Genomic DNA, 15,439 nt, shown 5'->3' with positions numbered 1-15,439 from the left:
ATTTTCATTGCCGTCCCATTTATGGGACGGATAATAAAACAATTTAAAGGGCTTTAGCCAAATAATCTAAGCCCTGCCTCTGATTGTAAAACTGTGGATATACTGATTTACAAGAGTGAGAAATTCCTACACTTCTTCTATATTTGATAAAACCTATTATTACCAAAACTAATGACGAAACTGCCTCTGCTACTGCTACTGCTCCCTTCCCTCGTATTCGCTCAGCAAAAAAATATTTACCATAAGGGTTGGGTCGATTTTAATAAGAACGGCAAAATGGATGTGTTTGAAGATCCATCACAACCAATAAATAAACGCATTGCCGACCTGCTAAGCCAGATGACCGTTGAAGAAAAAACCTGTCAGCTTGCAACTTTATACGGTTACAAGCGGGTACTAAAAGAGGAAATGCCGACCGAATCATGGAAGAACGAGGTTTGGAAAGACGGGATTGCCAATATTGATGAGGAACTGAATAATTTGACCTCAAAAACTGATGCCGCCTCTACCCAATACTCTTACCCCTACAGCAAGCATGCTGATGCCATAAATACTGTGCAAAGATGGTTTGTAGAAGAAACCCGTATGGGTATCCCGGTTGATTTTACTAACGAGGGTATCCACGGACTAAATCACGACCGTGCAACCTCACTGCCCGCCCCTATCGGTATCGGCAGTACCTGGGACAAAAATTTAGTTAGACAAGCCGGACAAACCGTTGGTCGTGAAGCAAAGGCTTTGGGCTATACTAATGTGTATGCTCCTATCCTTGACCCTGCACGTGATCAGCGCTGGGGACGTGTGGTGGAATGCTATGGTGAAGATCCTTTCCTGATAGCTGAACTGGGCAAGCAAATGACCCTGGGTATACAAGAAGAAGGCGTGGCATCAACCCTAAAACATTTTGCAGTTTATAGTGTGCCCAAAGGCGGCCGCGATGGCGCAGCCCGTACCGACCCGCATGTGGCGCCGAGAGAGATGTACCAGATATACCTCTACCCCTTTCGCCGGGTGATACAGGAGGCCCACGCCATGGGTGTAATGAGCAGCTATAACGACTGGAACGGTGAACCAATAACCGGCAGCTATTATTTCCTGACTGAACTGCTGCGCCAGAAATTTGGTTTTACCGGCTACGTAGTGTCCGATAGTGAAGCGGTAGAATACCTTTACTCCAAACACCATGTTGCCGGAGATATTAAAGAAGCCGTTCGTCAGGCCATAGAGGCCGGCCTAAACGTGCGCACCAACTTTACCATGCCGCAAACCTACATTATGCCATTACGTGCATTGGTGAGCGAAGGCAAGGTGTCTATGAAAACATTGGATTCGCGCGTTGCGGATGTGTTAAGGGTAAAATTTGAGCTTGGTTTGTTTGATTACCCTTATGTGAAAGACCCTAAGGCAGCCGATAAAATTGTACATACCCCACAGGCACAGGCCATGGGTTTGCAAATGAACCGTGAAAGTATGGTTTTACTCAAAAACGCTGATAACCTGTTGCCCTTAAATAAGAGCTCGGTTAAAAAGATATTGGTAACAGGTCCGCTGGCTAAAGAGACCAATTATGCCATCAGTCGCTATGGCCCATCGCACAATCCTGTTACCAGTGTATTGGAAGGGATAAAAAATTATGTCGGCAATGGCAGCCAGGTTACTTACACCAAAGGCTGCGATATTGTTGATGCTACCTGGCCCGAAAGCGAGATCATCGAAACTCCGCTTACTGCACAGGAACAGGCGGGTATTGACTCGGCAGTAAATCAGGCCAAACAATCCGATGTGGTAATAGCTGTTGTTGGGGAAGATGTGGATCGTGTGGGCGAAAGCTTGTCGCGCACTGGTCTTAACCTGCCAGGCCGCCAGTTAAAGTTGATACAGGCTTTACAGGCTACGGGCAAACCTGTAGTAATGGTGATGATAAACGGGCAACCGCTAACCATCAACTGGGAAAACAAATTTGTGCCGGCTATATTAGAAGCCTGGTTCCCTGGACCAGAAAGCGGCAAAGTAATAGCCGAAACCTTATTTGGCGATAATAATCCGGGCGGAAAACTATCCATCACCTTTCCGAAAACAACAGGGCAGATAGAATTTAACTTCCCGTTTAAGCCTGCTTCACAGGCCGGGCAGGGCGGCGCCAATAGCTGGGGTAAAACCAGCGTGAACGGTGCACTTTATCCTTTTGGCTATGGCTTAAGTTATACTACTTTTGATTTCAGCAACCTGCAGGTATCGCCGGAGAAAGAACATCAGCAGGGTGATATCAAAGTAACTGTGGATGTTACCAATACCGGCAAAGTGAAGGGCGATGAAGTGGTGCAGTTATATCTTAAACAGGAACTAAGCAGCGTAACTACATATGAATATGACCTGCGTGGCTTTGAGCGTGTGGGCCTTAATCCCGGTGAAAAGAAAACGGTAGAGTTCACCCTGCACCCGGACGACCTGGCCATACTGGATAAGAATATGAACTGGACCGTAGAACCGGGCAAGTTCCAGGTGATGATCGGTAATTCATCAGAAAATATTAAGCTAAAGAAAGAGTTCGAGGTAGAAAAATAACAGATGTGCAGACTTCCGAAGTTTTTAAAAACTTCGGAAGTCTAAAAAATACTTGCGCTCGTTTGCAACGACTGCAAGTATGAAGATATAAGGTTGAAGAAAGAGTTTGAAGTACAGTAAAACTTTTTTAAGGATATAGCATTATTATATATACAACAAAAATAAAATTACGACATTGGTGCTATTAATTACACCAATATTCCCGCATCAGGAATGTACCCGGCTCAACGAGTATTTTATTTTAGTTAAATAAGAATATTATAAATTTTATCTAAACGCTTTAATATAGTATAGCCTGAAAAGGCGCAGAAATACCATGATTGAGAGACAAATCCCTGTTGACGATTTTTCAAATTTTAATGCAATTTTTGATAACTCCGAGGATGCAATTATCAATAAAACATCTGACGGGGAAATCATTAACTGGAACCGGGCTGCTGAGCGGATATTTGGGTATACAACTGATGAGATAGTTGGAAAAAACATCTCGATAATTATTCCTGATGAATTAAAGCAGGAAGAAGATGAAATTACACAAAGAATACAGCAGGGCGAGCGGGTGGAGCATTATCATAGCTGGCGTATAACAAAAGATAAAAGGAATATCCCTATTTCACTAACCGTATCGGCCGTTAAAGATATTGATAGCAACTTTATAGGAACCACTGTAATTGCGCGGGACATCAGCGAACAACAAACAGGCGAAGAAAAACAGGCCATGCTTGCAGCCATAGTAAACTCATCTGAGGATGCTATTATCAGTAAAACATTAAAAGGTATTATTACAACCTGGAATAAAGCTGCATATAAGTTATTCGGCTATACAGATAAAGAGGCCATTGGAAAACACATTTCGCTGATCATTCCTACGGAAAGACTGGATGAAGAAAATACTATTATTTCGAGAATAAAAGATGGCCTGAGGGTGGAGCATTTTGAAACTATCCGCATAAAAAAAGATGGCAGCCTGATACCTATCTCGCTCAGTGTCTCTCCTATTAAGGATTCATCCGGGACAATAATCGGCGCTTCAAAGATCGCCCGTGATATTACAGAAGAGATAGATAACCGCGAAAAAATTAAGCTGTACTATGAGCAGCTTGAAAAAATAAATTCATACAAAGACGAGTTTATAGGCCTTGCCAGTCATGAACTTAAAACGCCGCTTACCAGTATAACCGGTTACCTGCAACTACTGGAATCAACACTAAAGGAAGACAAATCAAAAATTTTTGTAAAACGTGCAGTAAACCAGGCAAGGAAGCTATCGTTGCTGGTATCCGACTTACTTGATATGTCAAAGATACAGACAGGTAACCTTACTTTAAATCTTGATGTGTTTGATTTCAATGATTTGCTTGATGAAACAATTATTACTATCAACGATACCATTGCCACGCATGATCTGGAATTAATTAAACCAGGTAATCCCGTTATGCTTAACGGCGACAGGCAAAGAATTGAACAGGTACTGATAAACCTGGTGAACAACGCCGTTAAATACTCGCCCAGGGCCAATAAAGTAATTATGACAGTGACCGATACGGATGATAAAATACAGGTAGCCGTGAAGGACTTTGGCATAGGCATAGCAAAAAACCAGCAGCAAAAAATATTTTCGCGATTTTACCGGGTTGAGGATACCAGCCCATCAATTTCAGGTTTGGGGATAGGGCTCTATATTTCTTATGATATTGTAACGAAACACAACGGACGTATATGGGTAGATAGTGAACCGGGCAATGGTTCTACGTTTTACTTTGAAATACCGAAAGAATTATAATCCTGTACGCGAACTAAAAACAGATCTGCATGGCTTGAAACCAAACAGATCTGTTGCTAATATTTAATGGAATGAGAAACCTATGGATGCATAGATTGTACCGGTTTTTAAGCTGTTGTTCGAATCGCCGTTTTGAGCAATATTGGTAAGGCCTATATCATAGTTAATGCCAAAAATAAGTCCGCTCGAAGTTTCAAAACCGAGCATGGTAGCAGCTCCCAAATCGGTGGACTTAAAATCGCCGTTGTTGCCAAATTCCAATTTATCGGTTTCCGGATCAGAATCACCCACAGTGGTAGTGGTCTTCGCGCTTAAACCCATGGCTACGTAAGGCCCGGCACCTATCAAAATATTAAAACTATCAGTCACCGGAATATGGCCAATTAGATTAACGGGGACTTCAATATAATTCAACGCAAATTTCTGATCCACGGTTTGATCCATAGTTCCAAAAGGTGCAGAAACCGATTCAATATACTGCAGGTCCCCACCTTTGCCTGAATAGGATATACCCGGGCGCAGAGACAGGTAATCGTTAAACCTGAAATCGGCGTTTATGCCCAATGAGCCGGGGAATATCACATTATTAGAAACGGCTGAGCCCTGGGGCATTTTGGTTTTCAAAAACGCAGCATTTACACCCCCTACGAGGCCAAACGTAACAGACGGATAGTCGCTTTGATTAAATTGTGCAAAAGCTGTTGTAGTTGCCAAAGCAAGGCAAATTGCGAGTAGAGTTTTCTTCATGTTATAAGGTTTGGTTACAGCGACAAAAATAACGGGGAACCCAGCTTACTCTTACGCTTGTTTGTAACTGATGGTTACCCTGTCATTTGTAACTTTTTCAATACAGCCAAATTTTATTGAAACTTGGACTCAAAAGGCTGCGTCCCATAAATAATTAAAATTATTTGCAGGTTTGACAGTTTATCGTCTTGCAGATTACTTTATAATTATCTACTTTTATAAATATTTTAAGAAGTCTTCCGGCTTTATAAACCTAACCAACTCTACGTATTTAATGGAAATTAAACCTAAGACAATAAAGAGCGCTCAATTAAAAAATTTGATCGTTAAGCAACTTTATTTTGACAAGGCGCTTTCTTGTGCGGAACTAAGTGAACTTTTTGATAAAAGTATACCTTCTATAACAAAGGCAGTTAATGAATTGATGAGCGAAGGCTTTGTGGTTGAGCAGGGTTATGCCCCGTCAAGTGGTGGCCGTCGTCCTTTATTATATTCCATTAAACCCGATGCCATGTACATCCTGGCAGTGGCCATGGACCAGCTTTCCACTCGTATACAATTGCTTGATCTTTTAAACCGTCCGGTGGCAGATTCCTTAACGATCGACCTGAAACTGCACAATAGTGATGAGGCGCTTGGTACACTTATTAAAAGCATTAATAATTACATTATAAGAACAGGTATCCCGAAAGAAAAAATTGCGGGTATAGGTATGGGAATGCCCGGTTTTATCAATGTGCGGCAGGGTATTAACTATACTTATCTTAGTGCCGGGGGCAAAAGCCTTACACAATATTTGAAAGACCAAATTGGCTTGCCTGTTTATATAGATAATGACTCGAGTTTGATCGCCCTGGCCGAACAAAGATTCGGCATTGCCAAGGCACAACAAAACGTGATGGTAATTAACCTGGGCTGGGGTATTGGTTTGGGGATGATCGTCAATGGTGAAATATTTAGAGGGCACAATGGTTTTGCGGGTGAGCTTAGCCATATTCCGCTATCTGATGATGAAAAACTTTGTGCCTGCGGAAAGCGTGGCTGTCTTGAAACAGTGGCGTCAATGCTGGTAGTTGTTGAAAAAGCGATAGAAGGAATTAAGAGCGGGCGTGTTACCAGCTTAAAAACCCTGGATGATGTTCCGTCCAAATCATTAGGTGATGATATATTAACTGCTGCAGGCAATGGCGACCAGTTTGCTATCGAACTGCTTTCGGACGCGGCTTACAAAATAGGTAAAGCCCTGGCCATACTCATCCATATCATGAATCCGCAGACCATCGTATTAAGTGGTCGCGGGGCGCGTGCGGGCAAAATACTACTGGCGCCTATCCAGCAGGCGCTACACAAGTATTGCATACCACGCCTGGCAGAAAGCACTCAGTTGCTGATATCAAACCTTGGCTTCGATGCTGAACTGATAGGTTCGGCAGTATTGATGATGGAAAATTTTGATAAAGAGGTAAAAACTATATCATCGGTTCTGAACTAAAATTTTACTTTCTTTTAATTTAAACCCCTTTTTACTTTGACTCAATAACTTCTATATTTGACGCCTTTATCACTTATATTGATATATCATGCATATCCTCATTTTAGGTGCGACGGGCCGAACTGGAAGAATACTGGTTAACGAAGCACTAAAACGGGGTCATCGCGTAAACGTGCTGGTGGGCCATAAAGGCAGCTTAAGCATGAACCCCAACCTTGTAAACGCCTATGAGGGAACACCGCTAAACATATTCACACTTGCCGAGTCCATGGCAGGCTGCGACGCCGTATTAAGTACGTTAAATATTTCCCGCATGTCTGATTTCCCCTGGTCTAAATTGCGCACTTCGAAAGACTTTTTATCTGCGTCCATGCAAAAGGTACTGGAGGCATCTAAAAAAGAACATATAAAGCGCATCATCATTACCACCGCATGGGGTGTTGCTGAAACAAAAAGTGATATCCCATTCTGGTTCAGATGGCTCATTGATCACAGCAATATCCGTTACCCCTACCAGGAGCATGAACGACAGGAAGCAATGCTGAAAAATTCTGACACGAATTGGACCATAGTACGTCCGGTAGGGCTCACCGATTCTGAAAAAGAGAAGGGAATAAAGATCACTTTAAATAATACGCCAAAACCATCTTTAACTGTCAGTCGCAGAAGCGTAGCCCTGTTTATGCTGGATGTTTTAGAAAACAACCTGTATAACAAGCAATGCCCTGTTGTTTCCGACAAGTTGGATTAAAGTTTCTCGCAAGGACGTGCTTATAATATTTCTACCAGATCACCCAGGCTACTGATGGTTGCTACCTGCCCGTTTTCAACCTTGCCGAAACCGTAATCAGCAAAAATAAATGGCACACCAGCTTTTTTGGCTGATGTATAGTCGCCCATTGTATCACCAATATAAACCGGCGATTGCAACTGATGATCCTTTACAATATCCTTTATATTTTCAGCTTTAGGCTGACCCTTGGTACCATAGCACTGATGGGCTAAAAAATATTCGGCAACCGGGCAATGGCTCAAAAAGGTTTCGATATAACCGCTCTGGCAATTGCTCACAATGTAAAGCTTGTATTTGCCCGCCAGTTTTTTTATGGCATCCGCCAAACCGGGGTACAACTCCCCTCCTTTTGCATGCAATATATCTATCTCGCTTTGTGCGCATATGGCTTTAAAATAGTCACGCCTTTCAACATCCAGATCGGGCAGTAATACTTCAAATATCACATCATATGGCATGCCGGTTATTGATTTCACACGTTCTACCGTAATAGGTTCAACCACATAGTCTACTTGTTTACGGGCATCTTCCCAGGCAAGGGCTACGTTACCTGTCGAGTCCCAAAGGGTACCGTCAAGGTCAAAAATGATACTATCGAATTTATTTTTTAATGAGTTACCGTTTGTTTGCATGGCCGCAAAAATAGCAGATTTATTTTTGCGGCAATCCTGATCTTTATTATCAGCGTCAAATTATTGTAAGCATTGTGCGTTTATTCATAAACACAATATCTTTACTAAAAAATAATATCCCATGAAATCAATCAAATATCTAATCGCTATCATCCTGTTTATAGCGATAAATAAAGTACAAGCCAGTCCTGCTGATGTAAACGCAGCCGTAAATAATGTTTTAAAAAGCTATCTCGGCATCAAGAATGCATTGACTGCTGATAACAGCAAAGCTGCTAATGATGAGGCCAAAAAATTCACAGCCGCACTTAAAGCAGTGCCTGTAGACCAGATGAACGCCAAACAAAAATCTGAATGGACGAAATATGCTGAAAAGCTGCGTTTCAATGGCGAACACATAGGTGAATCAACGGCTATTGCACATCAGCGTGAACATTTTGGCGACCTGTCAGCCGATATGTATGCCGTATTAAAAGCTTTCCCGGCAAATGATATTGTTGTTTACAAACAATACTGCCCAATGGCAAAGCAATCATGGATCAGTGAATCAGCCACCATCAAAAATCCCTATTATGGTAAAAAGATGATCGAATGCGGGGTGACAAAGGAGACGATGAAAGCAGTAAAATAAGAGTGTGATTATAATGCATTAATTAGAGTATCTACATTTAATCAGCATATCTATTGGCACGCTGATTACATCGTAATTAAATTTTCTATCTTTATCAATATCTAACTTAATACCTCACAGCCCTTCAAATACTACTTCAATAAGCCATGAAAAGAAAAACAATTACAATAATCAGCCTTGTTGTACTTCTTCTAATAATTGGAATTTTTTACTATCGCTATTACTTCGTATTTGGCGAGGGGGTTAAGGCCGGACAGTTAAATTACTTTGTAAAAAAGGGCTATATGTTTAAAACCTATGAGGGAAAGCTGATCCAATCCGGAATAAAAACGCAGGTAGCCGGCACTATCGAATCCAATGAGTTTATGTTCTCTGTAACCAGCAAAAGCGTAGCGGAAAAACTCAACGCCCATGCCGGTTCTTTTCTCGAACTTCATTATCGTGAATACCTGCACACATTACCATGGCGGGGCGTTAGTGTTTTTGTTGTAGATAGTATACTGAGTGCGGCGCCTGTTAACAAGTAAAAAAATTAAGAGTATTTTCAATCTTGATATAGTAACAAAAAAGGCTCCAGGTAGTTACCCAGAGCCTTTCATTTTTAGCATTCCGCAAATGTTATGAACACTTACCTCCGCAGGTTTTCATATCAGAGCAAGCTTTATCGCTCTTACATGTTCCGGTTTTGAAGATTTTCAAACATTTACCCTGACATTCCTGCTTTACCTTTGTGGCATCAGTTTTAGTAACAGGTCCGTTTGCAAATACAGTTGCGCCGGTCAATAATATTGCCGCTACGCCTAAGCTTATCTTTTTCATTTTTATAATTTTTTAAATGGAAATGAAGCTATCATGAGCAATTATTAACCTTTCATAAAGGCGCTCATGATGGTTTCATTTTTAAGAATTTTTAAATGTTTAATAAATTATCCCGATGCCTCACCCTGCCCTCTCCAAAGGAGAGGGTTTACAGTACAGTTATTTATATAAAAGCATTCAAAGTCCTCTCCTTTGGAGAGGATCTAGGTGAGGCTAAATTTCGATATTCAGGACAATAGCTTGGGCGGGCGCCAACAATCAGCTAAATAGTCAGAAGTTATATCATCATTAATTGTTGGTTTCTGGTTTTTTGAGAGCTCCAGCACCGGGTTCACAAAGTTGATGTGTAATGCCCGGTAAGCTATTGAAATTCCGCAGGGTACAAACGGATTGCAAAAATCAGTATTGCAGGTGGCAGAATTGCTACATGGCGATTTATGGTTATGCTGACTTTTCATCTTGCTGCACATTGCACCGGTGCAGGTCTTGATGGGTTTGGCCATAGCTACATCGATAGTATAAAAGGGCTGCAACATCAGCAAGCCGAAATATAAGATCAATATAGTGGCAATGAATTTCATCGGGCCAAATCTATCACATAAAAACAGGAAATCAAACACGTCAATGCCATAAAAAAAGACAAGTAAATTATTTGATCACCATTATTTTTGAGACTGTAATATAATGGTAAGAGCCTAAAACTCCGGTATCATGTTTCCAATTTAGGCTAACATTCATAGGAAATTTAGTATTTTCACTTATACCTAATTGGGCCAAACTTGAATTAATTTCATAAAATGGAGGTGGATTTTTGGAAGTATCGTTCTTAATATTTATTTCAAGACCTCCGCATATAGCGCACATACGATAATCATACCCGGTTATTACCCCTTCACTTTGATACAGATTTTCATTGGCCTTTTTACAGCCAATTACAACTAATAAGCTTATGCAAAAAATAAACATCAATGTTTTCATATTAATTTTATTGCATATACGATAACTCAAGCCTTAACGCTACATGTAATAGATTCACTTTTCAAACCTCGTAAAATCACACTCTAGTGCCTTCCTGTCCCAATGCCCGGTATTGGCGGCGGCCTCGTAGGTGGTTTGGAGGAATTGCATCAGCATATCCTCAGGGTTGTCCGATCGTTGCACTACCTCATAAAGCAGCATAAACTCGCCCATTTCGCCACTAAAAAATGCCTCGTTGGGTTTAACCGGTTGCCTGCTGAATTCGGGCGGTGTGGGGTAACAGTAAGAATAGAATACCGGGTGCGGAAACTGCTCACTCCCCGGCCAAAAACCGCATGAACTTACCTCGTGTGAGTAGGCTTCCTGCATCACAGCTTTGGGCATATGTGGTGCCCCGCCCGGATGTAAAGGTGCCGGTCGGCCTGAAAAACGGGTGACTGCCATATCAAATGCTCCCCAAAAAAAGTGCACCGGGCTGCACTTCCCCGTAAAACTCGCCCTGAATTTTGTAAACACATTATGAATTTTAACCAATGCCAGGTAAAAGTTGTGCATCTGTTCAGCATCATATGATTTATGGGTTTCGTCCAATGCAAAAGGGATAGCCGGATCAACCTCATTTGGCGCTGCGTAGATGTAAGCATCTACATTTACACTTTCCAGCTTTTCAAACAGTTCCCGGTAAAAGTCAGCTATGCTTCGCGGATAAAGCTGTACCCTGGCAACGCCGCTCGCACTGGTAATGATATGAACGGCATGATGTATAAAATCAAAATCGATCTGAAAAACGCCGCCCTCATAAGGTATACTCCCGGTAGTTAAACCATTGGCGCTTACGTAAAGCGTAACATGCCACGAGTGATTTAGCCAGGGCATTTGCTTTAAGCGTATTTTACCTACTATCTGGGTCCACAGGTGTACGGTAGCCAGCGTATCCTTCCAGTTTTCAAATGCAAGTTTGGGCCAGGTATTAGTCTGATCAGCCATTATACTATCCTTTCTTTTTTGCCCGAATCCAGGCTGCGGTAGATCGCATCCACTACTTTCATATCTTTCAGCCCCTCCTCACCAGGCACGCGCGATTGCTTGTTTTGCACTACACAAGTGGCAAAATCGTCCATCTGCGCGGCTTGCTGTATGATCTGTGGTATGTTCATAGGACCTTTTGAGGTATAGCCATCAATACCACCATATCCAAAAGCTGGCTCCAGTCCAAATTTGCCGCGCTCAGCTTCTACATGCAGGTAACTCCAATCATGGTTATAGCTTGATTTACCTTTTGCCACAAACCCTCCGGGAAATTCCAATTCCCAAAATATTGTTTCATCTACCTCTTTAAAAAAGTCCGGTCTTGTTTTTTCCTGCGTAGCAGTTACGGCTATGGGCTCCTGGCCTAAAGTATATCGCGTGCCTTGTATAGAATAGATACCCATGTCCATCAGCCCGCCCCCGCCGGCCATTGCTTTCTTTAATCGCCATGCATTCGGATCGCCGCGATAGGTGAAGCCGTTGCCGGTATCGATAGATTTTACCTTGCCGTAAACCTGTTTCTGCCCCAGCTTCATGATCTCTAATGTATGCGGTTCAAAATGCAGACGGTAGCCTATGGAGAGCAAACGATTGGCTTTTTTACATTCGGTGATCATCTCCTGGCAATCTTTCGCATTAAGCGCCATCGGCTTTTCACATATCACATGCTTGCCTGCCTTTGCCGCCCTGATGGTATATTCCTTATGCATAGATACAGGCAGAACCACATAAATGATGTCAATATCCGGGTTATGGGCGATCTGGTCGAAGGTCTCATAGTTGTAAATATTCTTATCAGGAATATTATACTGTTTTTTCCAGGCCTCGGCTTTTGCCGGATGCCCGGTAACTATCCCCGCCAGGTAACAGTTTTGAGTGTGCTGCAGCGCCGGAGCCAATTGCCCGGAACTATAATAACCCAAACCCACCAGGGCTATGCCCAGCTTCTTAGCAGGCTTTGCCGCAAATAAATCAAATGGATTGCCCAAGGCCAGTGCGCCTGCACCGATGGCACCAGTGCGGATAAAATCGCGCCGTGAAAAATTACCGGATACTTTCATTGTCTGAAAAATTTATGCATTATAGATACGTAAATATAACAGTTACAGCCCTAATATGTTATCTTATCCTTTTAAAGCAAAATTAAGTCTTTTTTGAGTTTCATTCTGCGGGGAACTTTCACAACTTAGTTTACGTATATAGCCGCTATACCCCACAAACAATAAAATAGTATTTAATGCTTAATGTTCTAAATTGGGGGAAGATGCGCAATGCAAAATAAGACTCTAACATCAACAAACCTGGTTACCCGTGAAGAAAAGCGACAGCTAATAGAAGAGTTCAATGATATCAATACGGGCTATGTTGCCAATGAGACAATTGTGGCCTTATTTGAAAAACAAGCGGCTCAAAACCCGGATATGAAGATACTGGCCTTTAAGGAAACAGAACTCAGCTACCGGGAGCTTAATGAAAAGAGCAACCAGCTGGCCAATTACCTCCGCGCCAATTATGATATTAAAGCCGATGACCTTGTCGGCCTGTTGTTAGACAGAAGTGAATGGATGGTGATCGCTATGCTGGGCGTACTCAAATCGGGAGCTGCCTATGTTCCTGTTGACCCGCTTTACCCGGAGGATCGTATTGCTTATATGCTGGAAGACAGCAAGTGCAAAGTAATGATCACCCCGAAAGAACTCGACAAGTTTAAGCTGCAGCAAAACAATTATAGTAAGCAGGATCTTCCTTACATCAGCGGGCTTTCCAACCTGGCTTATGTGATCTATACATCCGGCTCTACAGGTAAGCCAAAGGGGGTCATGGTGGAACACGGCAACCTGGCCTGCTTCAACCAAAACCTTACCAATTGCTATGGCTTTTTGCCCGGAATGAAGCTTGCTGCGCTTACCACCTACACATTTGATATTTCGGTACTGGAACTCCTGTGTACGTTAAGTATCGGGGTGCATGTGCGGGTAATGGACGAGATCGATCCTTTACAAATCCTGGCCCAATTACAAGACCATCGGATCAATATTTTGCAACTTACTCCTTCGCGCCTTAATCAGCTTTCCGCAGCCAGTTCGGGCTATGATTCCTTATCCGGTTTGGATATCCTGATGATCGGTGGCGAGGCTTTGCCCGACAAGATGTATAAGGACCTGCGCAAAGAACTGCCGCACGTGTCAGTGCTCAATGTATATGGCCCTACCGAGGCTACCATCTGGAGCACATGGCTGCCTGTACGCGAAAGTACCAAAGTTAATATCGGAAAGCCGCTTATCGGGGAATATGTATATATTCTGAATGAGCGGGGGCAATTAATCCCTGTAGGCGTTGCCGGGGAACTGCATATTGCAGGTACGGGCGTAACGCGGGGTTATTTGAACCGTCCCGAATTGACCAGCGAGAAGTTTGTGGCCGACCCATTCAGGCCTGGCGAACGGATGTATAAAACGGGCGATATTGGCTGCTGGATGCCGGATGGCAATATCGAATGCATGGGCAGGGTTGACGACCAGGTAAAGATACGTGGCTTTCGCATTGAGTTGGACGAGATATCGGCGGTACTGCAAACGCATGGCAACGTAAAAGAGGCAGTGGTAGTAGCACGCGTGGTAAGCGGACAGGAAAAGGAACTGATAGCCTATACCACCGGAGATGCAAAAGCGGCCGAACTAAGGAACTTCCTTAAAGCACAACTTCCGGCATACATGGTACCAACGTATTATGTAGGCGTCAAAGCGATCCCTTTAACCTCAAATGGCAAGATCGACCGCAAATCGCTGCCAATGCCGAATGAAAGTGATCGCCCACAACTTGAAAATTTTGCAGCTCCCGTTTCCGATACAGAAAAAAACCTGGCAAAGGTATGGCAGGAAGTTTTAAATATAACACGTATCGGTATTGATGATAACTTCTTCGATCTGGGTGGAAGTTCAATGGTAGCCATCAATGCTATTAATAAGATAAATACCACAACCGGGGCCAATGTGACTATAGCAAGTTTATATCAGCTGCCTACGATCCGCCAATTGGCAGAAAAAATTGATTCCCATGCGGTAGATAAGGTAAGCCCTGTTTTCCTGTTAAGAGAAGGTGAAGGGATGCCGTTATTTCTGTTCCCGCCATGGAGCAGTTATCCGGCAATTTTTAATGATTTTGTCAGCAGCTTCAAGGAAAAAAACCCGCTGTACGGCATTATTTACACCGAAGACAACGAACATTTCCCTTTCAATACCTTACAGGAGTATGTTGAATACCTCATTCCGTTCATGAAACAGCTTTACCCCGAGGGTCCTTACGGCCTCATCGGCTATAGCATGGGTGCAAGGACAATATTAGAGGTTGCAGTACAATTGGAGCAAGCCAATAATAAAATAGGGTTGCTGATGGCGATAAGTTATTTCCCGGCGTTCCCCTCAAAAGGTATGCTGCTTAGTCGCCGGATGCGTGATGAGATCAGGGTTTTCAATTGTATCAGTGCGGGTAATAAATTCAAATATCTGCATACCCGTATTCCTCATCTTCTGAAATTAGCAATAAAAGGAGAAAAGGAAGGACAAGATGTGAAAGTGGATATTGAAACGCAGACAAAGGTGTTGGAACTGCATGAAAAATACGAACCTGCTTATAAATACAACGGCAACATGGTCTTGATCTATGAATCCAGTCCTGACGGCCACCCATCGGAATTTAAAAAAGTACAGGTTTACCGCAATTCCATATTCAAAAAACTGTGGCGCAAACACATCAACGGCGAAGTCTTCGTTAATATCGTTGACACCAAACATGTCAACTTTTTTAAACAGCCTGCTGTTAAGGATGTAGTCGCGATCGTGGAATCATATTTGAAAGAGAATCCCCAACTATGCCGGATTAAAAACCCCATATAAAAGCCGGTGTTTAAATTCTTATTCAACAACGCCATTATAAACTGGATGACCTCTGACAATAAAAATAAAATTGT

The 15,439-nt window shown here is 42.6% G+C and carries 14 protein-coding genes; 7 read left to right on the top strand and 7 right to left on the bottom strand.

The features are described from left to right. The first annotated feature begins 171 nt into the window (after nucleotides 1-171). Together ACPPVU_RS09525 and ACPPVU_RS09520 are read left to right on the top strand one after the other, a co-directional pair. Nucleotides 172-2,565, top strand: coding sequence for a glycoside hydrolase family 3 N-terminal domain-containing protein (locus tag ACPPVU_RS09525; RefSeq protein ID WP_426671465.1), 2,394 nt, complete (start codon nucleotides 172-174; stop codon nucleotides 2,563-2,565). Nucleotides 2,566-2,881: 316 nt separating this feature from the next. Next, the gene (locus tag ACPPVU_RS09520; RefSeq protein WP_426671464.1) at nucleotides 2,882-4,348 is read left to right on the top strand and encodes a PAS domain S-box protein; all 1,467 of its coding nucleotides are present in this window, start codon (nucleotides 2,882-2,884) and stop codon (nucleotides 4,346-4,348) included. 63 nt (nucleotides 4,349-4,411) lie between these two features. On the opposite strand, the gene ACPPVU_RS09515 is transcribed toward ACPPVU_RS09520, so the two are convergent. Beyond that, nucleotides 4,412-5,095 (bottom strand): porin family protein, encoded by a 684-nt coding sequence (locus ACPPVU_RS09515; protein ID WP_426671463.1) that lies wholly within the window; start codon nucleotides 5,093-5,095, stop codon nucleotides 4,412-4,414. Nucleotides 5,096-5,369: 274 nt separating this feature from the next. On the opposite strand from ACPPVU_RS09515, the gene ACPPVU_RS09510 reads away from it, so the two are divergent. Next, a complete protein-coding gene (locus tag ACPPVU_RS09510) occupies nucleotides 5,370-6,587 on the top strand; it encodes an ROK family protein (protein ID WP_426671462.1) in 1,218 nt (405 codons plus the stop codon). An 88-nt stretch (nucleotides 6,588-6,675) separates the two neighbouring features. Beyond that, the gene (locus tag ACPPVU_RS09505; protein ID WP_426671461.1) at nucleotides 6,676-7,338 is read left to right on the top strand and encodes an NAD(P)-dependent oxidoreductase; all 663 of its coding nucleotides are present in this window, start codon (nucleotides 6,676-6,678) and stop codon (nucleotides 7,336-7,338) included. A gap of 20 nt (nucleotides 7,339-7,358) precedes the next feature. On the opposite strand, the gene ACPPVU_RS09500 is transcribed toward ACPPVU_RS09505, so the two are convergent. Further along, nucleotides 7,359-8,012, bottom strand: coding sequence for an HAD family hydrolase (locus ACPPVU_RS09500; RefSeq protein WP_426671460.1), 654 nt, complete (start codon nucleotides 8,010-8,012; stop codon nucleotides 7,359-7,361). A 121-nt stretch (nucleotides 8,013-8,133) separates the two neighbouring features. Between ACPPVU_RS09500 and ACPPVU_RS09495 the strand changes: the two genes are divergently transcribed. Together ACPPVU_RS09495 and ACPPVU_RS09490 are read left to right on the top strand one after the other, a co-directional pair. Beyond that, entirely contained in the window at nucleotides 8,134-8,643 is a 510-nt protein-coding gene (locus tag ACPPVU_RS09495) for a DUF3347 domain-containing protein (RefSeq protein ID WP_426671459.1), read from the top strand. A 146-nt stretch (nucleotides 8,644-8,789) separates the two neighbouring features. Then, entirely contained in the window at nucleotides 8,790-9,170 is a 381-nt protein-coding gene (locus ACPPVU_RS09490; protein ID WP_426671458.1) for a hypothetical protein, read from the top strand. 91 nt (nucleotides 9,171-9,261) lie between these two features. Here ACPPVU_RS09490 and ACPPVU_RS09485 read toward each other — a convergent pair whose 3' ends face one another. The 5 genes from ACPPVU_RS09485 to ACPPVU_RS09465 all read right to left on the bottom strand — a co-directional run bounded on the left by ACPPVU_RS09485 (nucleotide 9,262) and on the right by ACPPVU_RS09465 (nucleotide 12,530). Beyond that, nucleotides 9,262-9,462 carry a hypothetical protein gene (locus tag ACPPVU_RS09485; protein ID WP_426671457.1) on the bottom strand — a complete coding sequence of 67 codons (201 nt, stop codon included), beginning with the start codon at nucleotides 9,460-9,462 and terminating at the stop codon, nucleotides 9,262-9,264. A 227-nt stretch (nucleotides 9,463-9,689) separates the two neighbouring features. Next, nucleotides 9,690-10,043 (bottom strand): hypothetical protein, encoded by a 354-nt coding sequence (locus tag ACPPVU_RS09480; RefSeq protein ID WP_426671456.1) that lies wholly within the window; start codon nucleotides 10,041-10,043, stop codon nucleotides 9,690-9,692. Nucleotides 10,044-10,110: 67 nt separating this feature from the next. Next, nucleotides 10,111-10,440 (bottom strand): hypothetical protein, encoded by a 330-nt coding sequence (locus ACPPVU_RS09475; RefSeq protein WP_426671455.1) that lies wholly within the window; start codon nucleotides 10,438-10,440, stop codon nucleotides 10,111-10,113. A 54-nt stretch (nucleotides 10,441-10,494) separates the two neighbouring features. Further along, nucleotides 10,495-11,427, bottom strand: a complete 933-nt coding sequence (locus ACPPVU_RS09470) for a DUF5996 family protein (RefSeq protein ID WP_426671454.1) — start codon at nucleotides 11,425-11,427, stop codon at nucleotides 10,495-10,497. Further along, complete coding sequence (locus ACPPVU_RS09465) at nucleotides 11,427-12,530, bottom strand: Gfo/Idh/MocA family oxidoreductase (RefSeq protein WP_426671453.1); 1,104 nt, start codon at nucleotides 12,528-12,530, stop codon at nucleotides 11,427-11,429. Before ACPPVU_RS09465 ends, ACPPVU_RS09470 begins: the two co-directional genes overlap by 1 nt. A gap of 210 nt (nucleotides 12,531-12,740) precedes the next feature. Between ACPPVU_RS09465 and ACPPVU_RS09460 the strand changes: the two genes are divergently transcribed. Further along, nucleotides 12,741-15,365 carry a non-ribosomal peptide synthetase gene (locus tag ACPPVU_RS09460; protein WP_426671452.1) on the top strand — a complete coding sequence of 875 codons (2,625 nt, stop codon included), beginning with the start codon at nucleotides 12,741-12,743 and terminating at the stop codon, nucleotides 15,363-15,365. Nucleotides 15,366-15,439: the final 74 nt, after the last annotated feature.

Origin of the sequence: Mucilaginibacter sp. McL0603 (assembly GCF_049992945.1) — a bacterium.
Classification (GTDB): Bacteria; Bacteroidota; Bacteroidia; order Sphingobacteriales; family Sphingobacteriaceae; genus Mucilaginibacter.
Note: the sequence above shows the minus strand (reverse complement) of the source record. Positions and strands in the feature narration are given on the sequence as shown.

What these genes read in the sequence shown, in the direction of transcription:
- ACPPVU_RS09525 (WP_426671465.1), top strand. Translation starts at nt 172, where the DNA reads ATGACGAAACTGCCTCTGCTACTGCTACTGCTCCCTTCCCTCGTATTC.
- ACPPVU_RS09520 (WP_426671464.1), top strand. Translation starts at nt 2,882, where the DNA reads ATGATTGAGAGACAAATCCCTGTTGACGATTTTTCAAATTTTAATGCA.
- ACPPVU_RS09515 (WP_426671463.1), bottom strand. Translation starts at nt 5,095, where the DNA reads ATGAAGAAAACTCTACTCGCAATTTGCCTTGCTTTGGCAACTACAACA.
- ACPPVU_RS09510 (WP_426671462.1), top strand. Translation starts at nt 5,370, where the DNA reads ATGGAAATTAAACCTAAGACAATAAAGAGCGCTCAATTAAAAAATTTG.
- ACPPVU_RS09505 (WP_426671461.1), top strand. Translation starts at nt 6,676, where the DNA reads ATGCATATCCTCATTTTAGGTGCGACGGGCCGAACTGGAAGAATACTG.
- ACPPVU_RS09500 (WP_426671460.1), bottom strand. Translation starts at nt 8,012, where the DNA reads ATGCAAACAAACGGTAACTCATTAAAAAATAAATTCGATAGTATCATT.
- ACPPVU_RS09495 (WP_426671459.1), top strand. Translation starts at nt 8,134, where the DNA reads ATGAAATCAATCAAATATCTAATCGCTATCATCCTGTTTATAGCGATA.
- ACPPVU_RS09490 (WP_426671458.1), top strand. Translation starts at nt 8,790, where the DNA reads ATGAAAAGAAAAACAATTACAATAATCAGCCTTGTTGTACTTCTTCTA.
- ACPPVU_RS09485 (WP_426671457.1), bottom strand. Translation starts at nt 9,462, where the DNA reads ATGAAAAAGATAAGCTTAGGCGTAGCGGCAATATTATTGACCGGCGCA.
- ACPPVU_RS09480 (WP_426671456.1), bottom strand. Translation starts at nt 10,043, where the DNA reads ATGAAATTCATTGCCACTATATTGATCTTATATTTCGGCTTGCTGATG.
- ACPPVU_RS09475 (WP_426671455.1), bottom strand. Translation starts at nt 10,440, where the DNA reads ATGAAAACATTGATGTTTATTTTTTGCATAAGCTTATTAGTTGTAATT.
- ACPPVU_RS09470 (WP_426671454.1), bottom strand. Translation starts at nt 11,427, where the DNA reads ATGGCTGATCAGACTAATACCTGGCCCAAACTTGCATTTGAAAACTGG.
- ACPPVU_RS09465 (WP_426671453.1), bottom strand. Translation starts at nt 12,530, where the DNA reads ATGAAAGTATCCGGTAATTTTTCACGGCGCGATTTTATCCGCACTGGT.
- ACPPVU_RS09460 (WP_426671452.1), top strand. Translation starts at nt 12,741, where the DNA reads ATGCAAAATAAGACTCTAACATCAACAAACCTGGTTACCCGTGAAGAA.